The sequence below is a fragment of the Chelativorans sp. M5D2P16 genome, assembly GCF_034427935.1.
Classification (GTDB): Bacteria; Pseudomonadota; Alphaproteobacteria; order Rhizobiales; family Rhizobiaceae; genus Chelativorans.
The window spans coordinates 1-26,294 of sequence record NZ_JAXQNM010000010.1 but is presented as its reverse complement, the minus strand read 5'-3'; the positions used below and the strand labels follow the sequence as shown (position 1 = coordinate 26,294).

Annotated in this window: 26 protein-coding genes and 3 pseudogenes; 24 read left to right on the top strand and 5 right to left on the bottom strand. The window is 60.9% G+C overall.

Translation table 11 applies throughout. The annotated features are described in order from the left end of the window. The 7 genes and pseudogenes from SIN08_RS05455 to SIN08_RS05425 all read left to right on the top strand — a co-directional run bounded on the left by SIN08_RS05455 (position 1) and on the right by SIN08_RS05425 (position 4,877). Entirely contained in the window at positions 1-1,305 is a 1,305-nt protein-coding gene (locus SIN08_RS05455) for a TrbI/VirB10 family protein (RefSeq protein WP_322450572.1), read from the top strand. Further along, positions 1,296-1,553, top strand: coding sequence for a DUF2274 domain-containing protein (locus tag SIN08_RS05450; RefSeq protein WP_322450571.1), 258 nt, complete (start codon positions 1,296-1,298; stop codon positions 1,551-1,553). The genes SIN08_RS05455 and SIN08_RS05450 overlap by 10 nt, the downstream gene beginning before the upstream one ends. A gap of 3 nt (positions 1,554-1,556) precedes the next feature. After that, complete coding sequence (locus SIN08_RS05445; RefSeq protein WP_322450570.1) at positions 1,557-1,865, top strand: DUF736 domain-containing protein; 309 nt, start codon at positions 1,557-1,559, stop codon at positions 1,863-1,865. Between the two features lie 131 nt (positions 1,866-1,996). Further along, positions 1,997-2,314: a Fic family protein gene (locus SIN08_RS05440; protein ID WP_322450569.1), complete on the top strand. Its 318-nt coding sequence runs from the start codon at positions 1,997-1,999 to the stop codon at positions 2,312-2,314. A gap of 233 nt (positions 2,315-2,547) precedes the next feature. Further along, positions 2,548-3,453, top strand: a complete 906-nt coding sequence (locus SIN08_RS05435) for a site-specific integrase (protein ID WP_322450568.1) — start codon at positions 2,548-2,550, stop codon at positions 3,451-3,453. Between the two features lie 4 nt (positions 3,454-3,457). Continuing rightward, positions 3,458-4,650: pseudogene (locus SIN08_RS05430) on the top strand (IS91 family transposase). Beyond that, positions 4,647-4,877 (top strand): hypothetical protein, encoded by a 231-nt coding sequence (locus SIN08_RS05425; protein ID WP_322450567.1) that lies wholly within the window; start codon positions 4,647-4,649, stop codon positions 4,875-4,877. The pseudogene SIN08_RS05430 and the gene SIN08_RS05425 overlap by 4 nt, the downstream one beginning before the upstream one ends. 259 nt (positions 4,878-5,136) lie before the next feature. Here the strand turns inward: SIN08_RS05425 and SIN08_RS05420 are convergent, their stop codons facing one another. Beyond that, the gene (locus SIN08_RS05420) at positions 5,137-5,337 is read right to left on the bottom strand and encodes a CsbD family protein (protein ID WP_322450566.1); all 201 of its coding nucleotides are present in this window, start codon (positions 5,335-5,337) and stop codon (positions 5,137-5,139) included. Positions 5,338-5,414: 77 nt separating this feature from the next. On the opposite strand from SIN08_RS05420, the gene SIN08_RS05415 reads away from it, so the two are divergent. The 3 genes and pseudogenes from SIN08_RS05415 to SIN08_RS05405 form a co-directional block, all read left to right on the top strand. After that, a complete protein-coding gene (locus SIN08_RS05415; protein ID WP_322450565.1) occupies positions 5,415-6,482 on the top strand; it encodes an endonuclease/exonuclease/phosphatase family protein in 1,068 nt (355 codons plus the stop codon). Positions 6,483-6,525: 43 nt separating this feature from the next. Next, positions 6,526-7,578: an AI-2E family transporter gene (locus SIN08_RS05410; protein WP_322450564.1), complete on the top strand. Its 1,053-nt coding sequence runs from the start codon at positions 6,526-6,528 to the stop codon at positions 7,576-7,578. A 78-nt stretch (positions 7,579-7,656) separates the two neighbouring features. Beyond that, positions 7,657-7,791: pseudogene (locus tag SIN08_RS05405) on the top strand (integrase); the annotation flags it as partial. 486 nt (positions 7,792-8,277) lie between these two features. Here the strand turns inward: SIN08_RS05405 and SIN08_RS05400 are convergent. From SIN08_RS05400 to SIN08_RS05390, 3 genes are read right to left on the bottom strand one after another with little or no spacing between them, the layout of a single operon-like run. Beyond that, a complete protein-coding gene (locus SIN08_RS05400) occupies positions 8,278-8,751 on the bottom strand; it encodes an SRPBCC family protein (RefSeq protein WP_322450563.1) in 474 nt (157 codons plus the stop codon). Next, positions 8,732-9,103 carry a metalloregulator ArsR/SmtB family transcription factor gene (locus tag SIN08_RS05395; protein WP_322450562.1) on the bottom strand — a complete coding sequence of 124 codons (372 nt, stop codon included), beginning with the start codon at positions 9,101-9,103 and terminating at the stop codon, positions 8,732-8,734. Before SIN08_RS05395 ends, SIN08_RS05400 begins: the two co-directional genes overlap by 20 nt. A gap of 11 nt (positions 9,104-9,114) precedes the next feature. Next, entirely contained in the window at positions 9,115-9,765 is a 651-nt protein-coding gene (locus SIN08_RS05390) for a dihydrofolate reductase family protein (RefSeq protein WP_322450561.1), read from the bottom strand. 185 nt (positions 9,766-9,950) lie between these two features. Between SIN08_RS05390 and SIN08_RS05385 the strand changes: the two are divergent. The 9 genes and pseudogenes from SIN08_RS05385 to SIN08_RS05345 all read left to right on the top strand — a co-directional run bounded on the left by SIN08_RS05385 (position 9,951) and on the right by SIN08_RS05345 (position 19,896). Beyond that, positions 9,951-10,637: pseudogene (locus SIN08_RS05385) on the top strand (glutathione S-transferase family protein). After that, complete coding sequence (locus SIN08_RS05380) at positions 10,634-10,972, top strand: metalloregulator ArsR/SmtB family transcription factor (protein WP_322450560.1); 339 nt, start codon at positions 10,634-10,636, stop codon at positions 10,970-10,972. The pseudogene SIN08_RS05385 and the gene SIN08_RS05380 overlap by 4 nt, the downstream one beginning before the upstream one ends. Beyond that, entirely contained in the window at positions 10,972-11,445 is a 474-nt protein-coding gene (locus SIN08_RS05375; protein ID WP_322450559.1) for an SRPBCC domain-containing protein, read from the top strand. Before SIN08_RS05380 ends, SIN08_RS05375 begins: the two co-directional genes overlap by 1 nt. 950 nt (positions 11,446-12,395) lie before the next feature. Beyond that, positions 12,396-14,954: a protein translocase subunit SecDF gene (gene secDF, locus SIN08_RS05370; protein WP_322450558.1), complete on the top strand. Its 2,559-nt coding sequence runs from the start codon at positions 12,396-12,398 to the stop codon at positions 14,952-14,954. Positions 14,955-14,998: 44 nt separating this feature from the next. Further along, positions 14,999-15,361 (top strand): Sec-independent protein translocase protein TatB, encoded by a 363-nt coding sequence (gene tatB / locus SIN08_RS05365; protein WP_322450557.1) that lies wholly within the window; start codon positions 14,999-15,001, stop codon positions 15,359-15,361. Next, positions 15,354-15,725: a hypothetical protein gene (locus tag SIN08_RS05360; protein ID WP_322450556.1), complete on the top strand. Its 372-nt coding sequence runs from the start codon at positions 15,354-15,356 to the stop codon at positions 15,723-15,725. Before tatB ends, SIN08_RS05360 begins: the two co-directional genes overlap by 8 nt. A 7-nt stretch (positions 15,726-15,732) precedes the next feature. Then, positions 15,733-17,508, top strand: a complete 1,776-nt coding sequence (locus SIN08_RS05355) for an SLC13 family permease (RefSeq protein WP_322450555.1) — start codon at positions 15,733-15,735, stop codon at positions 17,506-17,508. Between the two features lie 72 nt (positions 17,509-17,580). Further along, entirely contained in the window at positions 17,581-18,261 is a 681-nt protein-coding gene (locus SIN08_RS05350; RefSeq protein ID WP_322450554.1) for a DUF502 domain-containing protein, read from the top strand. Between the two features lie 283 nt (positions 18,262-18,544). Continuing rightward, positions 18,545-19,896, top strand: a protein-coding gene (locus SIN08_RS05345; protein ID WP_322450553.1) for an IS3 family transposase whose coding sequence is annotated in 2 segments (ribosomal slippage) — positions 18,545-18,881 and positions 18,881-19,896 — 1,353 coding nt in all. Because the reading frame shifts where the segments join, the coding sequence is not laid out codon by codon here. On the opposite strand, the gene SIN08_RS05340 is transcribed toward SIN08_RS05345, so the two are convergent. Beyond that, a complete protein-coding gene (locus SIN08_RS05340) occupies positions 19,893-20,483 on the bottom strand; it encodes a hypothetical protein (RefSeq protein ID WP_322450552.1) in 591 nt (196 codons plus the stop codon). The genes SIN08_RS05345 and SIN08_RS05340 overlap by 4 nt on opposite strands. 791 nt (positions 20,484-21,274) lie before the next feature. Here SIN08_RS05340 and SIN08_RS05335 point away from each other — a divergent pair. From SIN08_RS05335 to SIN08_RS05315, 5 genes are all read left to right on the top strand, one after another. Further along, positions 21,275-22,939 (top strand): TIGR04141 family sporadically distributed protein, encoded by a 1,665-nt coding sequence (locus SIN08_RS05335; RefSeq protein ID WP_322450551.1) that lies wholly within the window; start codon positions 21,275-21,277, stop codon positions 22,937-22,939. Between the two features lie 299 nt (positions 22,940-23,238). Next, positions 23,239-24,165 (top strand): HNH endonuclease, encoded by a 927-nt coding sequence (locus SIN08_RS05330; protein WP_322450550.1) that lies wholly within the window; start codon positions 23,239-23,241, stop codon positions 24,163-24,165. Between the two features lie 46 nt (positions 24,166-24,211). After that, on the top strand, positions 24,212-25,138 hold the full coding sequence (locus SIN08_RS05325) for an HNH endonuclease (RefSeq protein WP_322450549.1): 927 nt from the start codon (positions 24,212-24,214) through the stop codon (positions 25,136-25,138). A gap of 22 nt (positions 25,139-25,160) precedes the next feature. Then, a complete protein-coding gene (locus SIN08_RS05320) occupies positions 25,161-25,367 on the top strand; it encodes a hypothetical protein (RefSeq protein ID WP_322450548.1) in 207 nt (68 codons plus the stop codon). A gap of 153 nt (positions 25,368-25,520) precedes the next feature. Beyond that, positions 25,521-26,275 (top strand): IS5 family transposase gene (locus SIN08_RS05315; RefSeq protein ID WP_322450512.1). Its coding sequence is split into 2 segments (ribosomal slippage): positions 25,521-25,854 and positions 25,854-26,275, totalling 756 coding nucleotides; the frame shifts between segments, so codons are not numbered across the junction. Positions 26,276-26,294: the final 19 nt, after the last annotated feature.

The window sequence follows — 26,294 nt, the reverse complement described above, 5'->3', positions numbered from 1 at the left end:
ATGAGCAACGAGGATAGTGGGCCTGCGCCCAAGCTCGATCCGGAAGACCTGGCGTTGCGGGTCAAACCGCGGCCGGTGCGGCGTATCAACCGGCGCGTCCTGTTCCTGTTGTCCGGCGCCGGGCTCATGCTGATCTTCGGCGCCGTGATCGTGGCGCTCGATCCGCCGAACCTGTTCGACCGCGGCGAGACGGGCAGGGAGCTTTACCGCACGGAGAACAACCCGACCCCCGAAGGGCTGGAGCAACTGCCCAGCCGGTACAGCGACCTGGAACCGAAGATAGAGCTTGGCCCGCCCCTGCCTGGCGACATCGGCCCGGCCGTGGTCGAGACCGAACGCGACCTTGGCATCGCGCCGTCCAACAACCTGCCGTTCCGACCCGATCCGGAAGCCGATGCCGCCCGCGCCGAGCGCATCCGTCAGGCACGGATGGCGCAGCAGGGAAGGGAGTCGGAGGTATTCTTCCAGTTGACGTCGGGCGGTCCGGACACTGCCAATGCCTTCGACATGACGGGCGATCGACAGGCCAGGGGCACGCCGCCGGCAACGAACCGGACCAATCCGTTCGACGCATTGCGCACGCCGGCCGACGTCGGCGCCGATGCGTTGTTTGGCCCTGGCACCGGAACCGATCAGAACATGCAGGATCGCAAGCCCGACTTTCTCAATGGCGAGGTCGATGACGAGATCTACAGCCCGCACAGTCTGCAGGAACCGGTCTCGCCCTATCAGCTGATGGCCGGCACGCTCATTCCGGCCAGCCTGATCACCGGGCTCAACTCCGACCTTCCGGGCCGCGTGATCGCCCAGGTGACTGGAAACGTCTACGACACTCCGACCGGGCGTTTCCTTCTCATCCCGCAGGGCGCCCGCGTCGTCGGCACATATGACAGCCAGGTCGCCTTCGGCCAGGAACGCGCGCTGGTCGTCTGGCAGCGCATCATCATGCCGGATGGCTCCTCGATCTTGATCGACAATTTGCCGGCGACCGACACGGCCGGTTATACTGGGCTCGAGGATGAGGTCGATTTCCACACATGGCGGCTGTTGAAGGGCATCGCCCTGGCCACACTGCTCGGTGTCGGCACCGAGCTGACCTTCGGCGAGGACGAAAGCGATCTCGTCGAGGCGATCCGCGGCTCGGCGCAGGACAGTGCGAACCAGGCCGGCCAACGGATCACCGAGCGAAACCTCAATATCCAGCCGACCATCACCATCCGGCCCGGCTGGCCGCTCAGGATCATCGTGCACAAGGACATCGTGTTGCGACCCTACGGCCAGCGGGAGGTATCGCGATGGCCCTGAAGCTCGACAGGCTCCCGGATCGCGAAGCGGTCAAGATTACCTTCATCGCCGATGCCGAGCTGAAAGCGGCGCTCAACGACTATGCCGAAATCTACCGGCGCACCTACGGGCAGAAGGAGACGGTGTCGGAACTCATCCCGTTCATGCTCACCGCCTTTATGGTCGCCGATCCAGGTTTCCGACGGGCGCGTAAGCAACTCGCCGAAACCCGCTCGCAATCACCATCACCGCAAACCAGGGTGACCTGAACCATGGCCACTATCGGCAGCTTCACCGCCGGCAAGGACGGCTATACGGGCACGATCCGCACGCTCACCGTCAACGTCAAGGCGAACATCGTCGCCAACGATAGGAAGAAGACCGAAGGCGCGCCGGACTTCCGGGTCTTTGCGGGAAGGGCGGAGCTCGGAGCGGCGTGGAAGGCGAAGACCAGCGGCGAAGAGCCGCGCGACTACCTCAGCGTCTTGCTCGACGACCCGAGTTTCCCGGAGCCGATCCGGGCGGCTCTATTCGAGGAGGACGGGGCGGCGTTTCTGGTGTGGAGCAGAAGGGAGGGGTAATAGCTGGCTGCCAGGCAAGTCTTTGATCGTAACAAACCGTCGGAAGTTGCGGGTAACTTCCGACGGTTTGTTGCTTTTCGCGAAACTGTGTACTGATCGGGAACTGTGGGCTTGCTGGGGCAGATAATGCGATGCCGGTATTCTTTGAACTGCTTGCTGCCGAAGAGGATCCGGCCGTGCGGGTCGTGCTCGGGCATTTCATCTTCGTCTACATCCACCCTTATATGGACGGCAACGGCCGCGTGGGTCGCTTCCTGATGAACGTCATGCTGGCATCCGGCGGCTATCCTTGGACCGTGATCCCCGTCGAGCGCTGCAACGACTATATGGCTGCCCTCGAGCAGGCGAGCGTCCACCAGAACATCTCTCCATTCGCGAGCTTCGTGGGAGGTCTTGTCAATGACGGGCTTCGGGGCAGAGCGGTGGCAAAGGTGCCGGATGAGGCTTAGGCAAGGCAACAACGACCAGGATCGGCCGTTATCTCAGTTGCACCGGCCGGTGCTCGTCAACAATGTGCGCGGGTTATACACGCCTCGCTTCGGAAAGACCGCTCTGCGCCCTCAAGCACGAACCCGCTTCGCGGGAGGGTGCGAGCGGTGAGGTAAGCGTGATTGTTTGAGGCTCTGGGCAGATAGAGAGTGCGATCCGACCATGGAGTTCCCTTCAACGAGAGGAACTTGCCATGGCTACCTTGTCGACCGATGCTCCGATCACGCCGCTTCGCCAGCGTATGCAGCAAGACATGCTCATGCGGGGCCTGGGACCACATACACAGCAGGACTACGTTCGTCATGTCCGGCGCTTCGCCGCGTTCCTTGGGCGAGCCCCCGACACCGCGACGACCGAGGATATCCGGCGCTTCCAGTTGCATCAGCATGAGAACGGCGTCGGCCCTGCGACGATCAACGGCGCGGTCTCGGCGCTGCGCTTCCTGTTCACGGTGACGCTGAAGCGGCGGGATCTGGCGCGCGCGCTGGTGGTCACCCGGTATCCGCGCAAGCTGCCCGAGGTGCTGAGCGTGGAGGAAGCAGCGCGCTTGCTCCAAGCTGCGCCAGGCATCAAGTACAAGGCAGCACTCGGTGTCGCCTATGGCGCGGGCCTGCGCGTATCCGAGGTCGCGCACCTCAAGGTCGACGACATCGACTCGACACGCATGCTGATCCGCGTCGAACAGGGCAAAGGGCGCAAGGATCGCAACGCGATGCTATCGCCGCAGCTTCTGGAATTGCTGCGTCTGTGGTGGCGCGAGGGCAAGCAGCGCGGGGTAATGCTGCCGCATGGCTGGCTGTTCCCGGGACGCAGTTGCACTGATCCGATCTCGTCGCGGCAACTGCACCGGGCGGTTCAGGAGGCTGCCGAAGTCGCCGGCATCCGCAAGCGCGTCAGCCCGCACACGTTGCGTCACAGCTTCGCCACCCACCTGCTCGAGCAGGATGTCGACATCCGCGTCATCCAGGTGCTGCTCGGACACAGCAAACTCGATACCACCGCGCTCTACACCAAGGTTTCGACGCGGACGATCCATGCGGTCGCAGGGCCGCTCGATCAGCTGATGGCGTTGATGGAAGGCAAGACACCACCCGGCTGAGCCGGTGCGCGCGCACCTGGAGGTCGCCGACATCTTCCGCGCTGCCGGACCCGCCTACCGGGCCGCTCATGCCGGCCATCTGAGTCTCGCGCAGCTCAAGGTGATGTCAGCGATCGAGCACTGCCGCACCGCAGCGCTTGGCGGTCATGTAGAGGCCTGTGAGGACTGCGGTCTTTGGCGGATCGCCTACAACTCCTGCCGCAACCGGCACTGCCCGAAGTGCCAGGGCGCGGCCGCGCGGACATGGCTTGCCGAGCGGGAGGACGACCTGCTGCCGGTTGGCTACTTCCATGTCGTGTTCACGCTGCCCGCCGAGGTCGCCGACGTTGCCTTTCACAACAAGGCGCTCATCTACGACCTGTTGTTCAAGTCGGCGTCGGAGACGATGCTGACGATCGCGGCGGATCCAAAGCATCTCGGCGCACGCATCGGCATCACCGCCGTGCTCCACACCTGGGGATCGGCGATGACCCACCATCCGCACGTGCACATGATCGTGCCGGGCGGCGGCATCTCGCTCGATGGGAAGGGCTGGGTCTCGTCGCGCCCGGCCTTCCTCCTCCCGGTGCGCGTGCTCGGCAAACTGTTCCGACGCCTGTTCCTCACCGGCTGCTCACGCTGCACGAGGCGGGGCGGCTCGCCTTCTTCGGATCGATGGCGCACCTCAGCGAACGGCGGGCCTTCCTGCGCCATCTTGCTCCCGTCCGGAAGAAGCGCTGGGTTGTCTACGCAAAGGCGCCGTTCGCCGGGCCGGAGGCGGTCCTCGCCTACCTGTCACGATACACGCATCGGGTCGCGATCTCGAACAGCCGCCTGATCGCCTTCGACCAAAGCCACGTCACCTTCCGCTACAAGGACTACCGCCGCGACGGCGCCGACCGGCAGCAGGTCATGACGCTCGCGGCCGACGAGTTCATCCGCCGCTTCCTGCTCCATGTCCTGCCGCGCGGCTTCCATCGCATCCGCCATTACGGCCTGCTCGCCGGCTCCGCCCGGAAGACCAGCATCGCACGGGCCCGCGAACTGCTTTGCGTTGCCCCACCTCCCGATGACGATGCCCAGGACGAACCGGACGACTTCCGCCCGTCATGCCCGTGCTGCGGCGGACGCATGATCGTCATCGAGGTGTTCGAACGATGGAGGCAGCCGCGCGCACCGCCGGACACAACCACGGCGAACCCGGAGAACCGTCCATGACCCGGCATGGCATGCTCAAGCTTCAAGCCGCTGGCGCTCAGTCTCCGGTAACGGATCTGCACGCGCACATGGTGATCATCAACACCGAAAGGGCTGGGTCCGGCTGCACGCCGAGCCCACAAAGCCGTGCGCAAACTTCACAGAGCGCTCCGCTCGCGTCGATCGCGGCGCTTCCCGGACACGGTCACGCCATCGCCGACATCAGCCGAAAATCGAAATCCCCATAGACATCGACTGTGGCCCGCGGGTTCCTGCATGAGAGGCTTTCGTACGCCTGCCGGCACCCGAAACCCTTCACCATTGTCGACATTCCGGTTGATTGCCCCTGATCCCGAAAGCTGCCATTCGTTCATCGAGGCTAGGGCACCGACGTGGGTGGTTTTGCCCCCCCCCGGTGGCTTCCGCATCTGGCATGACCACGCTGCGATGAAGACGGCACAGGATCGCGGTTCACATGGCCCCGCGGCTACGCGGAGACCGAGTTCATTAGCCGATGTTGCGGGACCACTCGTCGACCTGACGCTCGGCTTCTTCCTTTGCGACGCCGTAGCGCTCCTGAATCCGCCCGGCGAGCTGATCGCGACTGCCCTCCGCCCGGTCCAGGTCGTCGTCCGTTAGGTTGCCCCACTGCTGTTTCGCCTTACCTTTGTATTGCGTCCACTGCCCTTTGATCTGATCCCAATTCATCGCCTTGTCCTCTTGCTTGATCGAAACTGAACGAGGATAGGCGGCGGATGTTCCGAATGTGCGGAGAGCCGACGCGGATGGTTGGAAAGGTGCGTTTGGCAGTAGTTGCCGTTGGCAGTGTCGCTGTCGTCCTGACAGCAACACCCTTTGTCCCCAGCAACCAGTGGTGGATCAGGATCTGGGACTTTCCTCGGCTTCAAGTGGCTGCCGTTCTGCTGCTGGTGCTGTTTGCGGCGCCTTTCGTCATGTCCCTTCGGGACCGCCGCTCCGCAGCCTTTATTGGCCCCGTCGCGCTGGCGCTGGGATGGCAAGCTTACAGCGTCGCGCCCTACACGCCGTTCCATCCAACAGAAGCCGAGGCGGTATTACGCTGCGAGGAGGATTCGCGCCTTCGACTGCTGGCGCTCAACGTCAAGGCGGGAAACAAGAATGCGGATCGCGTTCTGGCCCTGGTCAGGCGTATTGCGCCAGACCTTCTCCTGCTGGTCGAGACCGACCGGTGGTGGGCCCGCCAGCTCGAACCGCTGGAGGGTATCTATCCGCATGTCGTGGCCCACCCTCGGGATAACGGGTACGGCTTCCACCTGTTCTCCCGCTTCGAACTCGTCGAGCCGGAGGTCCGCTTCCTCGTCGAGAAGGACGTCCCGTCGATCAAGACTGGCGTCAGTCTCCCTTCCGGTGAGGTCGTCGATTTCTACGGCCTGCACCCCAAACCCCCGCCTATCCAGGACACGGCAGAGCGGGATGCCGAGCTACTGATCGTTGGGCGGGAAGTCAGAAAAGAAGCCGCGTCCTCCATTGTTGCCGGCGACCTGAACGATGTCGCCTGGTCGCAGACAAACCGCCTGCTTCAGGAGACCAGCGGCCTGCTGGATCCCCGGATCGGCCGCGGTCCCTATGCAACCTTCAATGCGAACTGGCCGCTGCTGCGCTGGCCGCTCGACCACGTCTTCTTCGAGGACGCCTTTCGCCTTCTCGCGATTGCGGTCCTGCCGGACGTCGGATCGGACCATTTCCCCTTTTTCGTTTCGCTTTGCTACGTTTCCACGGCCTCAAGCGTTGGTGAACAGCCGGAGGCCGCGCCTTCCGAGTTGGAGGCCGCGGAAGAAGCAATCGAGGAAGGGCACGAAGAAGCCGGCGAGTAGAGGCGATTCCTGCAGGCGCCGGTATGGGAGTAAAGTCAAAGTCATGGCTGAGACGACGGCGAAACGATCCATGCCGACGGTAGCCGCTTCGGCAAGAACGAGCCTTGTCGTGGGCGGCGTCATCGTCGGCGCGCTCATTGTATGGCAGCTCTCAAACGTGCTTCTGCTTTTCTTCGGAGCCGTTGTGGCGGCCGTGATACTTCGCAGCGGCGCAAAGGTGCTTGAGGACCATACACCGGTCACGGCACCATGGTCGCTCGTCCTGTCGATCGTGGTTATAGCGGCCCTGATGGCCGCCTTCTTCTTTCTGCTTGGGACGCAGATCGCGACCGAAGCTTCCAGCCTGGTTCAGCGTCTTCCGGAGATGATCACCCGCCTTGGCGAAAGGTTCGGCGTCGATGACCTCTATGAGCGTCTGGCGGAACGCGTGAGCCAGTTTGCCGGCGGTGGCAGCATGGCCTCGGAGGTCGCCGGCTACACGTCAGTGCTCGTCAGCGCTGTGACCAACCTCGTGCTTGTCCTCGTGGCGGGGATCTATCTCGCGGCACGCCCTCGGCGGTACCGCCAGGGCATTCTCAGACTTATTCCCCCGGGGCTCCGGGACAACGCGTCGGATACATTCGACAATACCGGACGAGCGCTCCGGCTCTGGCTGCTCGGGCAACTCGTCTCGATGGCGATCGTTGGCGCCTTGACCACGCTGGGCCTCTACCTGATTGGCATGCCGTCGGCGCTGGCGCTCGGCTTTCTGGCGGGCCTGTCCGAGTTCGTGCCCATTGTCGGGCCGATCCTGAGCGCTGTGCCCGCGATCCTGCTTGCTCTTTCGGAGGGAGGTAACACGGTCTTCTGGGTCATCGGGCTCTACTTTGCCGTCCAGCAGATCGAGAGTAATGTCATCATGCCGCTGGTCCAGAGACGCACCGTCGACCTGCCGCCGGTTCTGACGCTCTTCGCACTCCTCGCACTGGGCGTGCTCTTCGGTCCCCTCGGCGTCCTTCTAGCCACGCCGCTCACGGTTGTCCTGTACGTTGCCGTAAACCAGCTCTATCTGCGCGACACGCTGCAGGAGGACGTAGAAATTCCCGGTTTGGACTGAACGCACCGGCTATTCCTTTCGGCATCCAGAACATTTGGCTGACGTTCGAAATACCCAAAGACCCCACGAAGATACCGCATGATCTACAAGGCGGCAGGAAACCTGCGGGCCATTCAAATCCTGCTTGGCCATTCCAAGATCGAGAACACTGTCCGATATCTCGGAGTCGATGTGGAGGATGCGCTGCTCTTGGCCGAGCGAACTGAAATCTGACATGGAAGCGGTCACCCGATGCATCGCGGGTGACCGCTTCGGTTAGGGGCATACATTACTGCTTCGTCCATCGTTGGTGGGAAGGCGAGGTCCGCTTCTGGGCGCTGAAGTTGGGAAGCGGCCATCCAGGTGGCCGGCCCGCTTTGACTGCAACGCGCTCCCGTTCTCACCGTTCAACGGAGTTTTCGATCTGAAAGTTGTCGGTCCGCTCAGACTGCCGCAATTCATATGGCGGGGGGTCGGGTGGCTTTGACACAGCGAACCCAGACGTTCGGGTGACTGCAAATCCCGGGCCCCCAGTCTGCCAACGCTATCTCAAAACTCCTATTCCGAGGGAGCCGGAACGCCCCCAATCCGATCTCGTTGCCATAAGGATCGCTGTAGAGGGACTAGCGAACGCCGTTGCGATACGTGAGCCGATCTTTAAGTTCAATGCTACGACTGGTTATTTGCGCCGATGAGAACAAAAGGATTGGCCCAATACCGTCAGGTAGTCGTTTCGACGAGTTCCGCCAGTTGCGCAACGACCGTGCCCCAGCCATCGTGAAACCCGAGTTCTTCATGTTTCTCACGGTCCGCACGACTTTTGTGCAGGGCCTGTGCGCGGTACTGCGTGCCATCTGGGTGGTCGGAAAGGGTGATGATTGCTGTCACAAAGCCATGTGCCGCTGGCCGCCAGCCACCGGTCAGCGCGTTCGTGTAGACGATGCGCTCTCTGGAAATTACATCGAGAAAGCAAGCTGACAGGTGCGGCACGAACGGCCCGTCATTCTCACTCATTTCGGTGACGAACGCTCCTCCTGGTTGAACCTCCAGACTGACGACGCGGCAGGTCATGGGGTGCGGTATCCACCATTGGGCCAGACGTTCCGGGTCCACCCAGGCGTTCCACACGCGTTCTCGCGGCGCTTTGATAATTCGCGAGACTTCGAGATCGAGTTCAGTGGTCACGGTCTGCATTGTTGGCTTCCTCGGAATGTTCCTGCATTACAAAGGCCTCCAGGCGATCGGCTCGTGCTTCCCAGATCGCCCGCTGTTCGGCCAACCATCGCTCGGCATTGGAAAGACCGGGACCGTCGATCACGCAAGAGCGGGTTCGTCCCACCTTTGTGGTGCGGATCATCCCGCTATTTTCAAGGAACCGGATGTGTTTCATGAAGGAAGGCAGTCCCATATCGAAGGGACTTGCGAGCTCGCTGACGCTGGCCGGCCCTTGCCCAAGACGTGCAATGACTGCACGGCGGGTCGGATCGGCGAGCGCCAGAAAGATCGTGCTGAGACCATCGGGATGTTGTTGGGCGGCTGACGACATTCTTTTGATCCTCAGTCGCTTGCAGCGCCGGCAACCGATAGATTGGTCTGCCCCCGAACATAGGTGCCAGCCGCCCCACCGCCGGTGCTCTCGAGGCGGCACATAATGAGGCCCGATGGTGTCCGATCCTCGGAAAGCAGTTTGAAACCTGACGGCGCTTCCGTGTCACCGAAGAGCTTTCGGCCTTGACCCACAATCACAGGAGCGATCGCGATACGCAGTTCATCGACGAGATTCGCGGCTAAGAGGGACCGGCCCAGTCGGCCGCTGCCGTGCACCTGAAGTTCACCGCTTCCATCCTGTTTCAGAGCGGCGACTGCGGCTCCAACGTCGTGGTCCAAGACCGTTGCTGGGCCCCAAGTGGTATCGACAGGAGAGGTGGCCGCCACATACTTTGGAAGAGAGTTGAGCCGAGCGGCGTTGCGATCGGCTGGATCGGTTATCGTGGGCCAAACAGCCGAAAACTCCTCATAGGTTCGTCTTCCGAATAGAAATCCGGTCGCGGAGGCCGCCCATTCCTCCACTCTGCTCTCAAGCGCCGCATCGACGAAGGGCACAAACCAACCGCCGCGCTCAAAGCCATCTGACCGATCCTCATCCGGGGACCCCGGGCCCTGATAGACCCCGTCGAGTGATAGAAAATTCAAAATGACAACGCGCATCGCAGTCTCCATGCGTTCCAATGGTTTTCCTGGAAGCCAACTATCACGCCAAAATACTTCTCTCAAGAGAAAAGTGTACGCCTCGCAATCTCAATCGCATCAGTTTCCTGCTATGGAAACTTTTATTGAACTCGCATGTGATGTGGCTTATCGTTTCCGTCATTGGAAACTAAATGGAGATGGCACTGGCTCTTACACTCTACCTCCACCCACTCGCTTCCTTCTGCCACAAGGTCCTTACGGCCTCTACGAGAACGGCACGCCCTTCGAGCCCAGCCTCGTCGATTTCTCGAACCCCGGGTCCGCCGCTGCTCATATCGAGCGCTGGCCGGTGGGTAAGATCCCTGTATTGCATGACAGCATTGGAAACAGGGTGGTCGCCGAAACCAGCATCATAACCGAGTATCTGCAGCAGCATCATGCCGGTCCGGTCCAATTGATACCGAACGAGGCAGAACAGCAGCTCGATGTTCGCCTGTGGGATCGCTTTTTTTGATCTTTATGTCAGTGTGCCGATGCAAAAGATCGTGAGCGACCGTATTCGCCCCGAAGGCGCTACCGATCCCCACGGCGTTGCGGAAGCGCATGCGACGTTGGAGACCGCCTACGACATGATCGAGGGGCAGCTTGATGGACGCAGATGGATCACAGGGGGGACTTTTACTATGGCGGATTGTTCCGCGCTGCCAGCGCTATTCTTTGGGTCGATCGTTCATCCGCTTGGCGAAGGCAGGCCGCAATCGCGAGATTATTTCGAGCGCCTGCTGGCGCGGCCATCGGTGCAGCGTGTACTCGTCGAGGCGCAGCCCTACTTTAAATTATTCCCCTATCGCGACGCCATGCCGAAACGCTTTCTGGAGCCTGCAGAATGACAGATTCAGAAAACATCGACCGTTATTTCCAGGCCATGGCAGACCCTTACCGGCGCGGCTTCATCGAACGGCTCTCCAAAGTCCCAGCTTCGGTGAAGGAGTTGGCAGCCCCGGCCGACGTTCAACTGCCAGCGGTGCTCAAGCACCTTCAGGTGCTCGAGCAAGGGGGCATTGTCATCAGCGATAAAATTGGCCGCGTGCGCACCTATCGCATGCGACCCGATGCCTTCAGTGCCATGAACAACTGGATAGAGCAGCGCCAGCGCGAAATGAATGTTGCCTTCGATAGGTTGGCGGCTGTTATGGCCGAAGTGCCCGAGGAGAAGGATCACTGATGGGTATCAATGTCGACCACCGCAGCTTCGTCATCGAGCGTGAGCTCCCGGGCAGCCCCGCCCACGCTTTTCGCTTCTGGTCGGACCACCGGCTTAAGCGCCGCTGGAGCAGCTGCCATCCCGATTGGACGATCATCCAGGATCTCTTCGACTTCCGCGTCGATGGGCACGAAAGCTTGGTCTGGCGAATGCCAGACGGCACTGAACAGGGTATGTTGGCTCACTTCCTTGAAGTTCACCCCCGCCAACGTATTGTTTATGCCTATACCATGAGGACAGACGGGATTCCCATTTCGTCCTCGCTCGTCACCGTCGAGTTCGAGGGCCGAAACGGCAAAACCATAATGACCTTTACCGAACAGGCTGTTTTTGCAGACGCGAATAATGGAGACATCCGAGAGAGCGGTACAAGCGTCGGCTTTTCTCGACTCCAGAAAGCGATGATGGATTATGTGGAGGACACAACTCGGTAAAGTGGTCGGGTTTCGGGAGGTTGCCGGCTCGCGTCAAATTTCCGGAATGGGGTCGGCACCAGAACGGCAGCTAACTAGTCCTCAATGCCCAGACCGGACAGACCGGATTCGGCCCCCAAGCCGCCGGATTGCTCTCCGCCCCGAGATGCTGCAGGAAAAGGTTCCCCAGAGCGTTCGCAAACATGGCGCCCAGAATGACTCGCTCGCGCAAAGAGATCCTGTATGGCTGACCATTCGGCTACGCCAAAGATGCGCCTCAATCTGCGCTGCAAGTGCAGTTACCTCGGCTAAGAGTGAGTGAGCCGCGATTTGCGAACGACAAATAGGCAAGACAGCGCCTCGATTTTCGGTGCATGATAAGGTCGTGTCTGGTGAGATGAAACAAGGAAGCCGAGGGCAGGATCGCGCAAGGCCCGACGTTCTACTGAGCGTCGGATCTGGCCTTCGGCTGCTTGCTTCGTTCCTCTTCCTGATTTGGACCGTGCAGGCGGCGGGAGCCGTCCAGAGCGGACCGGCTTTCGCCGAAGGAGAGGATACGATCGCGGCGGCTGAGCCTGCCGCACAGCCGACAATTCTCGTCCGCGATGTCTCGCGCCATCTTGGTGTAGAGGCATTCCGTTTTAAGCCAGACCCATTCGCTCATTCTGGTGGAGGAGACGGCAAGCCCGTCGTCATCGTCTCTGACTCGAGCCTACGGTTCGCAGGCGGTTTGGGGGCGGTTTTTTGTGCATGGGCCGACATTCGGCTGCACCAGCCGCCGGCTCACACATTCCACGCGCGTGCCCCGCCGATCCATCGGCCCTGATCCTCGCCGCGTGTAATCGCGGCGCCTGATTCCTTTCCTTCCGAAGTTGCGCGTCGCTCGGCACCGGTGTGTCGAGCCGACCGCGAATAAGAATGCCGATCCAGGGCGGAATCCGACCGCAGCGATCGGCCGAACGGACGAGAACATGCTGCACTTTTCGCGGTGGAAGACCATCCTCATCTGGTTGACGGTCTTGGCCGGCGTGCTCTTCGCGGCCCCCAACCTGTTTCCTGCTTCAACCCTTGCCTCCCTCCCAGACTGGCTGCCCAGGCAGAAGCTGACGCTCGGCCTCGACCTGCAGGGCGGCTCGCATATCCTGCTGCAGTTCGACCGCCAGGACCTGGCCGACGAACGCCTGGAATCGGCGCGGGACGAGATTCGCGCCGCGCTGCGTGATGCGCGGATCGGCTATACCGGTCTTACCGGCACCGGGCGCTACGTCCAGATGCGTATCCGCGACCAGGGGCAGATAGAGGCGGCAAAGAAAGCGCTCGAGAGCCTGGCACGGCCGATCTCGACCGGGCTTTTCACCAGCGGTTCGGTGACTGAGATGGAGCTCTCCGAGCCGGAGCCGGGACTGCTGCGCTTCACGCTGACGGATGCGGGTCTCGATTACCGGATAGCCTCGGCGCTGACGCAATCGATCGAGGTGGTGAGCCGGCGCGTCAACGAACTCGGCACGACCGAGCCGATCATCCAGCGCCAGGGTACGGATCGCATTCTGGTGCAGGTGCCGGGCCTGCAGGATCCGCAGCGGCTCAAGGACATCCTTGGCCGAACCGCCAAGCTCACCTTCCAGATGGTCGATCAGTCGATTCCCGTCGAGGAGGCGATCGATGGTCGCCCGCCTGCGGGCTCGACGGTGATGTATTCGACCGACGATCCACCGGTTCCATACCTGATCGAGAACCGGATCATCGTATCCGGCGAAAACATGGTCGACGCGCAGGCGACCTTCGACCAGCGCACCAACGAGCCGGTGGTCTCCTTCCGCTTCGACAATCGCGGCGCGACCCGCTTCGGCCAGGCGACACAAAGCAACGTCGGGCGCCTGTTCGCGATTGTCCTCGACAACGAGGTGATCTCCGCGCCGCAGATCCAGGAGCCGATCCTCGGCGGTACGGGCCAGATCCTGGGCAATTTCACCGTCCAGAGTGCGAACGACCTCGCGGTCCTCTTGCGAGCCGGCGCGCTGCCCGCCGACCTCACCATCATAGAGGAGCGCACTGTGGGCCCGAGCCTCGGTGCGGACTCGATCAAGGCAGGACAGTTCGCAGCGGTGATCGCCGCCTTTCTCGTCCTCGGCTTCATGCTGTTTGCCTATGGCCGGCTCGGACTGCTGGCGAACATCGCGCTGATCGCAAACGTACTGCTCATCATTGCCGTGCTTTCCATCCTCGGGGCGACGCTGACACTGCCCGGGATCGCTGGCATCGTGCTGACGATGGGCATGGCCGTCGATTCGAACGTCATCATCTTCGAACGCGTCCGCGAAGAATGCCGGAAAGGACGATCGATCGTCCTTTCGATGGACGCCGGCTTCCGGCAGGCGCTGGCGACGGTGGTGGACGCCAACGTCACGACGCTCATCGCCGCAGTCATCCTGTTTTTCCTCGGTTCAGGGCCGATCAAGGGTTTCGCTGTCACGCTTGCCATCGGCATCGTCACCACCGTGTTCACGGCCTTCACGCTGACACGCTGGCTGGTGGCCGCGTGGCTGCGCCGGCAGCGACCGAAAGCGATGCCGAATGGCGTGGTGCGTCTGGTGCCCGACGACACGCGCCTACCATTCATGGCATTCCGAAAATATGCCTTCGCACTCTCCCTGCTGCTGTCGATCGCCTCGGCTGCGCTGTTCTCCACGGTGGACATGAACTACGGCATCGACTTCCGCGGCGGGTCGAGCGTCGAGGTGCAGGCAAAGGGACCGGAGGCCGATATCAGCGATATCCGCAATCGGCTGACGGTGCTCGACCTCGGCGACGTGCAGGTGCAGGAGTTCGGCTTGCCGCGCGACGTGCTCATCCGCATCGGCGCCCAGCAGGGCGGCGAGGCTGCCGAGCAGGGCGCCATCGAGCAGGTGAAGAACGCGCTTGGGGACGACTACGAGTTCCGCCGTGTCGAGGTCGTCGGCCCGACCGTGTCCTCGGAGCTTGCGTTCAATGGCACTGTGGGCGTCATTGCCTCGCTCCTGGCGATGCTCGTCTACATCTGGATCCGGTTCGAGTGGCAGTTCGCGCTCGGCGCCATCATCTCGACCTTCCACGACGTCATCATGATGATCGGGTTCTATGTCGTCGCCGGCATCGAGTTCAACCTGACCTCGATTGCTGCCATCCTCACCATCGTCGGCTACTCCATCAACGACACGGTAGTCGTCTACGACCGGGTACGGGACAATCTTCGGCGCTTCAAGAAGATGCCGATCCCCGACCTCCTCGACCTATCGATGAACCAGACGCTGGCGCGCACGGTGCTGACCGGCGTGACCACCCTGTTCGCACTGGTGGCGCTTTCGATCTGGGGTGGCGAGGTCATCCGGTCGTTCACCGTAGCCATGATCTTCGGCATCCTCGTCGGGACTTATTCCTCCGTCTTTGTCGCAGGTCCGCTGCTGATCCTGTTCAAGCTCAGGCCGGGAGCCCTCAGCCCGGAGGACTCGGCAGCCGCTGCGGGGGCAAGGACGCGGCCGACGGAGGTGTGAACTGAAGATGGGCGCGGCGCGGATCCTCAAGGGAGTCTTCCTGGATGTTCGGCATCGGCGGGACTGAACTCTTCGTCATCGTCCTGGTGGTCCTGATCGTATTTGGGCCCAAGGAACTGCCCAAGGCGATGCGGTCGGCAGGAGCGATGATGCGGACCTTCAACCGCGTGAGCGGCGAATACCGCAGGCAGTTCGAGCAGGCTCTCCGAGAGGCCGAACGGGAACTGGAGATCGAAGAGACGCGCAAGTCGGTCGAGGCAGCGTTCGAGGATTCTCCCAGCTCCACCCAGGCGGCCATTCGGCCGAATGATCAGAATGGCGGCAGCACGCACGCACCCGGCAAGATCAACCCGGTGTCCAGCGAGCACGGAAATACAAGATTGAAGAAAGGCCGGGGCAATGCCTGAGGGATCTGAGTATCCGCGCTCGATGAGACAGGACGAGGTGCCTTCCAGCCGCGTTCCATCCGCGGCGGCGGCGAAGGGCTTCGTTCTGGCGCGATGGCGCGGTGAAGCGCTGTCGACGGTCTTCTGGCGCGACATGCTGCTCGCCGGAAGCCTCATCAATCTGATAGCCGCGCTTGGCGCGGTGGCGCTCCTGGCTTCGAAGGCGCCGCTCGTCGTAGCACTTCTGCTCTTCTTCACCTCGCTCCCGATGAACCTCTTCCTTTTCATCGCTGTGTGGCGGTGCGGCGGAAGTTCCTCACCCCTGAACGCATATTACGCTCGGCTAGGAGCCACGATCTGGTTGATCGCGGCAACCGCATTATAGGTGACACATGGCAAGTCTGTTTGCCGAATATGAAGCCTATATCGCCCTCGCGATCATTTTGCTTCTGCTCGTCGGCTTCGTTCTGGAGCGCTACCCACCGGAGGTGACCGCCGTTGGCGGCGCGGCTCTGTTTCTGCTGTCCGGTTTCGTTACGCCGGCGGATGCGATGGGCGCGTTCTCGAACTCCGCGCCGATCACGATCGGGGCGCTGTTCATCCTTTCCGGCGCGCTGGTGAGGACGGGCGTGCTCGAAAGCCTCGCCGGCATCGTCGTTGCTCGTGCTCTCGTTCAACCGGTCTTTTCGATTGCGATCTTCCTCACCGCGACGGTGACCGCATCCGCCTTCATGAACAACACGCCGGTCGTTCTCATCCTGATCCCGATCGTGATGCGGCTGGCAAAATCGCTCGACGTCGCCGCGACCCGGCTTCTCATTCCGCTTTCCTATGCGGCGATCCTGGGCGGCACATGCACGCTGATCGGCACCTCGACCAACATTCTGGTCGACGGTGTTGCCCGGTCGGCAGGCCTTCAGCCGTTCACGGTCTTCGAGATCACGCCGGTCGGTCTCGTGGCGGCGGCCGCTGGGACGATGACCATGCTGCTGCTCGGGCGCTATCTCTTACCCGATCGCGGCACAGACGACGATGCATCAAGCGCCGAGGGACAGTTTCTGTCCGAGGTCACGATCCGGGGAGACGGAAAATATGTGGGCAGGGAGATCAATGCGATCCCTGATTTCAATCGGCCTGGCCTCAGAATCCAGGCGCTGCGCAGCGGCGGCGAGATGATCCGCACAGAGATCAGCAAACGGAAGCTCAAGAAAGGCGATTCCCTGATTGTCTACGGAAGGACGTCCGAGCTCCTGACCCTCAACGAGAAACCGGATCTCCGGGTTGGGCTCCGTCGCGGCACGGAACGCTCCCAGGACGCCGTGGTGGTGGAGGCCATTGTCGCGCCCCACCGCGCAAGCTCAGGCTGGCGCCTTGTGGATCTGGCGCTGGGCCGCCGGTATGGCATTCGTGTGCTTGGCGCCCATCGCCATCGCCACCTGCCCGGCCCGGACCTTGAAAATGTAAAGTTACGGCCGGCGGACAAGCTGCTGCTCGAAGGACCGGCGGCCAATCTCGATGCGTTGACAGAAGATGCCGACCTGGTGTCCGTCACCCGGTCGAGCGGTCGTTCCTACCGCCGCGGCAAGGCGCCCATTGCCGTCCTGGCGCTTGTGGCGGTCGTGGTCATCGCCGCATTCGGTCTTATGGACATCGGAATATTGGCTATCCTCGCGGTCGCGGCCATGCTCCTCCTGCGTTGCATCGATGCCGACGAGGCCTGGAGCTCGATTGAAGGTTCGATCCTGATCCTGATCATCGCCATGCTGATTGTTGGCCAAGGCCTTGCCAACACCGGTGCCGTCGAACTCATCGTGGATGGCCTCACGCCATGGATTGCCGGCTTACCTCCCTTTGTGACGCTTGTCGCCCTTTACGCGCTCACGTCGATCTTGACCGAAGTGGTAACCAACAACGCCGTCGCAGTACTGATCACGCCTCTGGCCATCGGGCTCGCAAACCAGTTGGGCATGGATCCCCGGCCATTCGTCGTCGCCGTCATGTTAGGGGCAAGCGCCAGCTTCGCCACGCCGATCGGATACCAGACCAACACGCTCGTCTACGGCGCCGGCAATTATCGCTTCTCCGATTTCCTGAAGATCGGCATCCCGATGAACATCATCGTTGGCGCGGCCACCTGCGCAGCCATCTACCTGTTCTTTCCGCTCTGAGGGTATTCGCAACGGGAGCAGCCACTTCCTTCAAAACACAATCGGCGGGAGCCGGATTTCGAGAGGCACCTCATGCAGTCCATAACCCGACACGTCGTTACCGGCATCCTGACGATCGTGCCGTTGTGGGTGACCGTCTGGGTCGTCTGGTTCGTGGTGGATCTGCTGATCCAGACCGGACGGCCGATCGTGGGCGCCCTCTCCCGGGCACTGCGGCCGACCTCGGGCGGACTGGCGGACCTTTTGCTCGCCGGCTGGTTTCAGTCGACACTCGCGGTGCTGATCACATTGGCGCTTCTCGCCTTTCTGGGCCGCGCCGCGAACGCCGTCATCGGAAGGCGCTTTCTGCAACTCGTGAACAGAGTGGTCGATGCGATCCCGCTCGCGCGCACCGTCTATGGAGCCACGCAGACGCTCGTTGATGCGCTTCGCGGCGACGGCACGCCGGGTGGACAGCGGGTCGTTCTGATCGAGTTCCCGACACCGGAGATGCGTGCGGTCGGTATCGTCACGCGCATCTTCCCGGCCACGCAGGATCGCGAGGAACTTGCCGCCGTCTATGTCGCGACCACGCCCAATCCGACATCAGGCTTTGTCGAGATCGTCCCGACATCACGCCTCGTATGGCTCCACTGGACGAAGAACGAAGCCATCGCTTTCATTGTATCGGGTGGTGCGATGGCACCGGACAACATCCGCTTCAGGAACGATCCTGCCCCTCACCACGGCAAAGGTACGGATGCCATTTGTTGAGGCTACTATAGACAGCTTTATTTTGATGAATGCTAACGCCTATTGGAACCTGCACCGATATCGCGGTTACCACAGCTACGGTGCCGTTCTTCGGCGGCCGCTCAGGGCGGCGCGTTCGCGATCTCAATCCCAACAGGTTGAACGTCTGCAATCGCCGTTGCGGGCTCCGAAGCTGCACGTCTGCCCACCGCCCTAGTGTCCGGCTTCAGCACTAGTTGGACAAATGGGCGTTAACTGAGAAGGGAGGATTTCTGGCTCATCGTAGCCTTTCAAAGGAGCGAAGATGAGACAGAACTCCGGAGCACGGAAAGCGCCATCGGAGAAAATCATCAAGGACATCCGCCGGGCCACCCGCAAGCAGTATTCGGCCGAGGAGAAGATCCGCATTGTGCTGGATGGCCTGCGCGGCGAAGAGACCATTGCCGCGCTGTGCCGACGCGAGGGCATCGCTGAGAGCCTTTATTACACCTGGTCGAAGGAGTTTCTCGAAGCCGGCAAGAAGCGGCTGGCCGGGGACACGGCCCGCGCCGCCACCAGCGATGAGGTGAAGCACTTGCGCCGCGAGGCTCACGACCTGAAAGAGGTTGTGGCGGAGCAGGCATTGGAGTTGCGGCTTCTGAAAAAAAGCATGGTCGCGGATGGGGGCAACGACACATGAGATACCCCGCCTCCGAGAAGCTGGAGATCATCCGGCTCGTCGAACAGTCCCATCTGCCGGTCAAGCGCACACTGGAGAAGCTCGGCATTCCCCGTTCGACTTTCAACAACTGGTATGATCGGTTCCTGACCGGCGGTGTCGATGCGCTCGAAGATCGTAAGCCCCAGCCAAAGCGGGTCTGGAACCGCATTGCCGACGATATGCGCGATCAGATCATTGAACTGGCCCTGAACAGGCCGGAACTGTCGCCACGCGAGTTGGCGGTGACCTTCACCGATGAGCGCGGCTACTTCGTCTCCGAATCCTCCGTCTACCGCCTGCTCAAGGCCCACGACCTGATCACCAGCCCGGCCTTCGTGGTCATCAAGGCCGCCGACGAGTTCAAGGACAAGACGACGGCACCCAACCAGCTCTGGCAAACCGACTTCACCTATTTGAAGATCATCGGCTGGGGATGGTTCTACCTGTCGACCATCCTCGATGACTTCTCGCGCTACATCATCGCCTGGAAGCTGTGCACGACCATGAAGGCGCAGGATGTCACCGACACGCTGTCGATGGCGTTGGCCGCCTCCGGCTGCGATACAGCCAGGATGGTGCAACGGCCACGGCTGCTGTCCGATAATGGACCGTGTTACGTCGCCGGCGAACTGGCTGATTGGCTTCAGGATCACAACATGGAGCACACCCGCGGGTCACCGGCTCATCCCCAGACCCAGGGCAAGATTGAGCGCTGGCATCAGACGCTCAAGAACCGCATCCTGCTCGAAAACTACTTCCTGCCGGGCGATCTCAAAGCACAGATTGGCACCTTCGTCGACCACTACAACCATCGGCGCTACCACGAGAGCCTCGGCAACCTCACGCCGGCTGACGTCTACTTCGGGCGCGGCCACACCATCATGCTGGAGAGAGAAAGGATCAAACGCGAAACCATCAAACAGCGGCGCTTGCTCCATCGCAAGGCAGCCGCCTAATATGCCAACCCTGATGGGCCAGAGCCTCCTTTAAATCTGATCGCTCTTTGTCCAAAAATCCCTGACGACGGACAGTAGGCGTCACCATCATGACCGCGCTTGCTCAACGCTGGAAGCAGGCCGTTCAGGATTCTAAGCCGCCGCTTCCCGACCGGTGTGTCGAACTTGGGCTGGTCCCAATGCCAATCGCTCTGTGCAGCCTTCTCTCGTCGCCGCTGCTCTTGTTTGAGCAGCTGCACCAGCCCCTTGTGCGATGCGTCGAGCGTCTTCGGAACAGAGGCACGGCCGATCGCATTCAGCTCCTGCGCGTAAAGCGCATCGAGGCTCTCCGGGACCAGTTCTGAGGCGAAGGGACCTTCGGAGGATAGCGGCGGTGCCGGGATTAGAACCTTGGCAAAGCGTGTATCAACCCGCAGCCGGCCAATCTCTCCCGGTCGGCGTGGTGGTGCCTTTGGGCGAACCGGCACCGGCTTTCCGGCACGCACCTTATTCCAATAGCCTTGCGGCGGTGCTGCGACACCGCAGCGTGTCAGCAGCTTCCGTAATCCGACATCCGACAGTGCGACCTTAGCCGCCAGATCACGCATGGGGGCGGACTAGGCGAACGCAATCAGGTCATCCGGTAGGATAAGAATGTCGTTCCAGCATTCATACCGCGCCACTCTGCCACCTCATTGGCTCGCTGATACCGCAGTCAGGCGCTTACCAGCAAAGCGTATTCAGGGGGAACTGAGTTTCAAGGGCGCTGTCAGTTTGCCGCGCCCAACCGGCAGCGGGCCAGTCTCCGCTAGCCAAGCGTCAATGCAGGTACTGAAGGACCGCTAGCTGATCACTTCTGGCGCTCACTTTGATTTCCTATGAATTTTTGAGGAGCCCCGGTAGCATCTCTAGCATGTACGGAACCGATGGTTAGCGAATTGAGGCCATTGTCCACAAGGGGTCCCGTCCTCCCGTTAATTCCAGGGCACAAACATCGAGCCCGGGAAGGGCCTGCCGTTTACTAAACGGCCCAGCACCTCATACCCAGCATGCTGCCATCGAAGGAAGGTCGCCACTGCTTGCTTTATGCGCCCACTCCTGATTCAGGTCAGCTAGTTATCACGCATATGTGTCTCATAAAAATATTTCTCTAGAAGTAACTCCATTACAAGGTTATCTTGTGTTCGGGGGAGCATGTATAGCGCTACGAATCCGAAATATCCGCCGTTTGATCCCGTTGCCGGTTCCCATCGCTGGCCGAGAAACGAGCTCTCCGCGCGGTGCTTGCCGAGAACGGTGTCTGATGGAGCGGCTCAAGTCTGAGGACACCGCGCTAGAGTGCCAATGCACCGCCTTATGCAGAAACTTCTAACGGGGGAATGAGTCCCAGGGGGATAAAATGGCAATGCGAACTCTGAATGTCCGCTTGGTGCGCATTGGCCGGACCATCGAAAACGCCTTTACCGAAACCTTTGCGCCAGGTGCAGCACGTGCCCTTCAGGAAAAGCCATGGGAAGGTATCGAAGGCGCACGGGTGTTCGTGGGACAAATCTATTCAAACCCGCCGGGCTGGCGCACCTTCATCGCCGAAGGCTTTGGCGAAGTTCCCGAAGGAATCTTCACCGGCGGGGCAGGAGCTGTGATTTTTGTGCCCGTCGGCGACCGCATGGCTGCAATCTGTTTCGGGCACATCCATATAGCGCTCAATGATGACGTGTTTGAGCGGCAGTTCGGTCTCAAAGTGACTTTGAACACGGTGCCTCGTAGCCGGTTGCGGACACTCGACCTGGCGACGCCGGACGCCGTTACCTTCCAGAAGCGGGTCCAGGCCAGCAAGGACAGCGATCTTCAGGAATTCGGGGTCGATATGCTGCGCGACCTTGCGCGGGTTGCAGGCGGTACGCCGACCAATACGGCATTCGCACGCTTCGTTGCCGGTAAGGATAGCCTTTCAATCACCTGCGATGTGGATGCCGGAACCCTTCAGGCCAAGTGCACTGCAATCGTGGATGCGTACCAGAAAGACGACTACCGCAAGGAATTTGCGTGGGTCGACAACATGAAGAGGGTTGTTGAGAAGGACGTCGTCGAGGAACTCGACGGCAAGCTTTTCGATGCGTTGCAGGCATTGCGGGACGGCAACCAGTCCGACCTGCATATGGCACCGCCCGAGATCGTTAACTACACCGAGGGCAGTCAGCTCCACTACAACGGCTTCGGCAGTCACGGCACGACGTTTTACAGCCTGTCGATCGACGATTATGTGTCAGAGTTGCAGCGTTGTGATTTCGAAGGCGACATTGCGGAGATCAAGGAAAAGCACCGCATCAAAGCAAAGGGAGACGGCGAGGAAGAGTTTTCCGAAAAGTGGCGTGTATACGACTGCTTCGTGTTCGAAACTTCTGTCGGTGCGGACCAGAACGCCAGGCACTATGTCATGTTCGCGGGTAGCTGGTATCTGGTCGAGAAAAAGTTCAAGGACCGGATCGACAATTTCTTCAATGAGATTGAGCAGGTGACCCTTATTGGTGCGACAACCTGCAGGAACGAAGAAGAACTGATCGAGAACCTGGTTGCAAACCGGCCTGACCTACTCAAGCTCGACCAGGAAAAAATCAATCCCGACGGCGTCCGGTACGCCAACATTGAGCCCTGCGACTTCTTTTCCAACAACAAGAAGTTCATTCACCTGAAGGACGGCCATTCGTCCGGTCCCATCAGCCATCTTTGGTCGCAGGGTGTTGTCAGCGCCGAAGCGTTTGTCAGCGATGCGGAGTTCCGGAAGAAGCTCCGGAGTAAGGTCCGCTCGCTTGGCGGCGGATTCGAGGCGCATCTTCCGAAGAGCACGGACAAGCTCGTGCGTGAGGACTACGGTGTTATTTACGGGATCATGCGCAAGCCTTATGCTGATGGCTCTCTGGGCCTCCCGTTTTTCAGCAAGGTTAGCCTGCAGACCGCTGCTGAACGTCTTGCGCAATTCGGAATTCCGCTTGCGATCGAGTTGATCGAAAAACCCGCTGCAGATGCCGCCGAAGAACCGGCGGAGGAAGCAGAGGCAGCATGACCTCATGCAAAGCTGCGATTCGAGCGCACACAGACCCCCTGTACGAATACGTCGGCTCTCTCGCGAATGATGCGCAGCGTGCCAATTTCTATGAGCAACTGCGGCGATGGGCGACGGAGTCGATATTCGGATTCACCTCAGTGACGAGGAGATCGCGAACCTTCGCCTTTCTATCGACGCTAGAGTTCGCGAGCGATGCAGCGGTGGAGGAAGGCGAGTAAGGATGCAGGGCAGCACACCGCATAAGCTTTCGATTGCCGCTCCTTATTGGAGGCCGTAGCGGACTAAAGGGGGGAACTGTGGTTCGTCTGTTTGTCGCAGTCACGGACAAAGCTTGGTTCGACATGCTTGGCGCGTCCGCGCCGCACGACGAGGTGAACTTCTGGCAACCCAGTGGAACAACGACGTTCAAGGCCCTGCAGCCTGGCGAGCTGTTTCTTTTCAAACTCCATGCACCCAACGATTTCATCGTTGGTGGCGGCGTGTTTGGCCATGCCTCTCTGGTGCCGCTTTCGCTGGCTTGGGATGCATTTGGATTGAAAAATGGCGTTGCCGGCCCAGCCGAAATGCGGGCGCGCATTGCACACTACCGCCGTGATCCCGCCATCTTGGATGAGCGGCAGGATCCAGTCATCGGGTGTCGCATTCTCTCGCAGCCCTTCTTTTGGCCAAGAGACTTCTGGCTTCCGGTTCCAGAGAGCTGGTCGCCCAACATTGTGACCGGCAAGGGCTTCGGTGTCGAAGAAAGAGACGGACGCTATCTCTGGGAAGCCGTCGCCGACAGGCTGACCAGTGGGGCCGGCACCATTGCTTCGGAGTCTGGCGAACGATACGGGCGGCCTACCCTTATCAAGCCACGGCTTGGCCAAGGCGCATTCCGCCTCAGCGTGACGGACAGCTATGGGCGGCGCTGTGCAATCTCAGGCGAAAAAACCCTGCCCATTCTCGATGCTGCGCATATTCAAGCTTACGATGCCGGCGGCGGACACTCACCGTCCAACGGCGTGCTGCTGAGAACGGACATCCATCGCCTGTTCGACCTTGGCTATGTGACGATCGCGCCTGATAGGCGCTTCGAAGTCAGTCGTCGGCTCAAGGCAGATTTCGATAATGGCCGTCACTATTATGATCTGCATGGGACGCCGATGCGGCTACCGCACTACCAGGAAGCTATGCCATCCAACGCGGCTCTCGAATGGCACCGGCAGAACAGATATCTAGGATGACTATGCCGCTGACACTTCCATGGTTGGCATGGTCGAGGCGGCTGGTATGACCGAAAGTCCTGAGGACGCACGCATTCGATTGGCCGCCGTGCCGCACATCAAACGCTTTGCGGCTGGCGGCGTGGTGACGTCTGAAGGCTTGCGAGCGGGCTTCTTCATTGACAGCGAGCGGATTCCTTTGATCAATCCGCAGCGCGGTATCTTCAAGCCCTCGCGCATGCAGCACCTCTTAAGCGTGCGAACCGTCTATCCACGGACCGGTGCGCGCGTTTGGTATGATGATCAGCGCGTCGTGCATGAGCAGATCGAGCAGGGCGAGGAACTCGTCGACTATGCCTTCATGGGCAATGATCCAGGCGCCGCAGACAATCGCTGGCTCAAGGCGGCGCGAGACGCACAGGTTCCTATTCTCTATTTCCTCGGGGTTGCGCCGCAGCGCTACACGCTGATCTGGCCCACGTACGTTGCAGACTGGTCAGCCGCTGAACTGAGGGTGCGGCTTGCCTTTGGATCACCTGCAGCGGCAAGCGAAAATTGGGCACTGCCCGATGCCCCGGAGCGCCGTTATGGATTGCGCTTGGTGCGACAGCGCCTGCACCAGGCGCGATTCCGCGAGTCAATTCTGGCCGCCTATGGCAACCGTTGCGCCGTCACCGGTTTGCCAGAGCCGCGTTTACTGGACGCCGCACACATTATCGCGGACAAGGACGAGGAATTCGGCCGGTCGGTCGTGCCAAACGGTCTGCCATTGTCCAAAATCCATCATGCGGCATTCGATGCCAATCTGATCGGCATCGATGCTGACTACCGAATCCATGTCAGCGATGCGCTGTTGTCGATGAATGACGGCCCAATGTTCGAGCACGGGCTAAAGGCCATGGCCGGACAGGTCATCAAGTTGCCGATCCGTCCCCGGGACTATCCGGAACGGGATCGACTTGCGGAGCGCTTCTCGCAGTTTCTGGGCAACTGAAGCGGGTTAGACGCCCGCGCGCTTGGCGGAAGCGCCGGCCGACATACCGGACGTGCATCCCAACATCGCCAGTGTCTACGCGGCCAGGGTTGCCGCATTCGCCGAGGCGCTCAACGACCCCGACGGCGGCCGGCAGGCGGCCGAGGAATTACGTTCATTGATCGGCGAGGTCGGTCTTTCGCCTGGTAACGGCGCGGCGAGGTACATGCCGAACTACGCGGCGAGCTGATGGGCATCCTTGACTTCGCCAATCCCGCCAGAGGCGGGATCCCCCGGAGGAGTTCGGACAAAGGTTGAAGCTGGCCCCGGCAACCAGACCTAGGCTCAGGACCTATTAATTTGATGTGAGATGTGATTCACGGTCTCTGATAAGGAGGCCCTGATGAGTGATTTGTTTTTGCTGAGCGAACGGCAGATGGCGCGGATATCGCCGTACTTCCCGTTGTCGCATGGCGTTCCGCGGGTGGTCGACCGGCGTGTGGTGAGCGGCATTGTCTACGTGATCAAGAACGGCCTGCAGTGGAAGGATGCGCCCAAGGCGTATGGCCCACACAAGACGCTCTACAACCGCTTCATCCGCTGGAGCCGGCTCGGCGTGTTCGACAGGATCTTCGCAGCGCTGGCCGGCCAAGGGCCACAACCTGAGCGCATCATGATCGACGCCACCCATCTGAAGGCCCACCGCACGGCGGCGAGCCTGCTTAAAAAGGGGATGTTCCCCGTCGTATCGGGCGCACAAAAGGCGGGCTGAACTCCAAGCTGCATGCCATTTGTGATGCACAAGGCCGTCCGCTTATCCTGCTTCTGAGCGAAGGCCAGATGAGTGATCACAAGGGCGCCAGGCTCATGGTCGACGTCTTGCCGCCCGCTGCCAGCCTCATTGGCGACAAGGGCTACGACAGCAACTGGTTTCGCCAAACCCTCGCCGACAGGGGCATCGAGCCCTGCATTCCGCCGACCAAGAGCCGCAAGCAGCCGCTCGACTACGACAAGGCGCTCTACCGCCAGCGCCACAGAATTGAGAACATGTTCGGCAAGCGCAAGGACTGGCGGCGCATCGCCACGCGCTACGACCGATGCGCCCACACCTTCTTTTCGGCAATCTGCATCGCCGCAACGATCATCTTCTGGCTTTGATCAATGAGTCCTGAGCCTA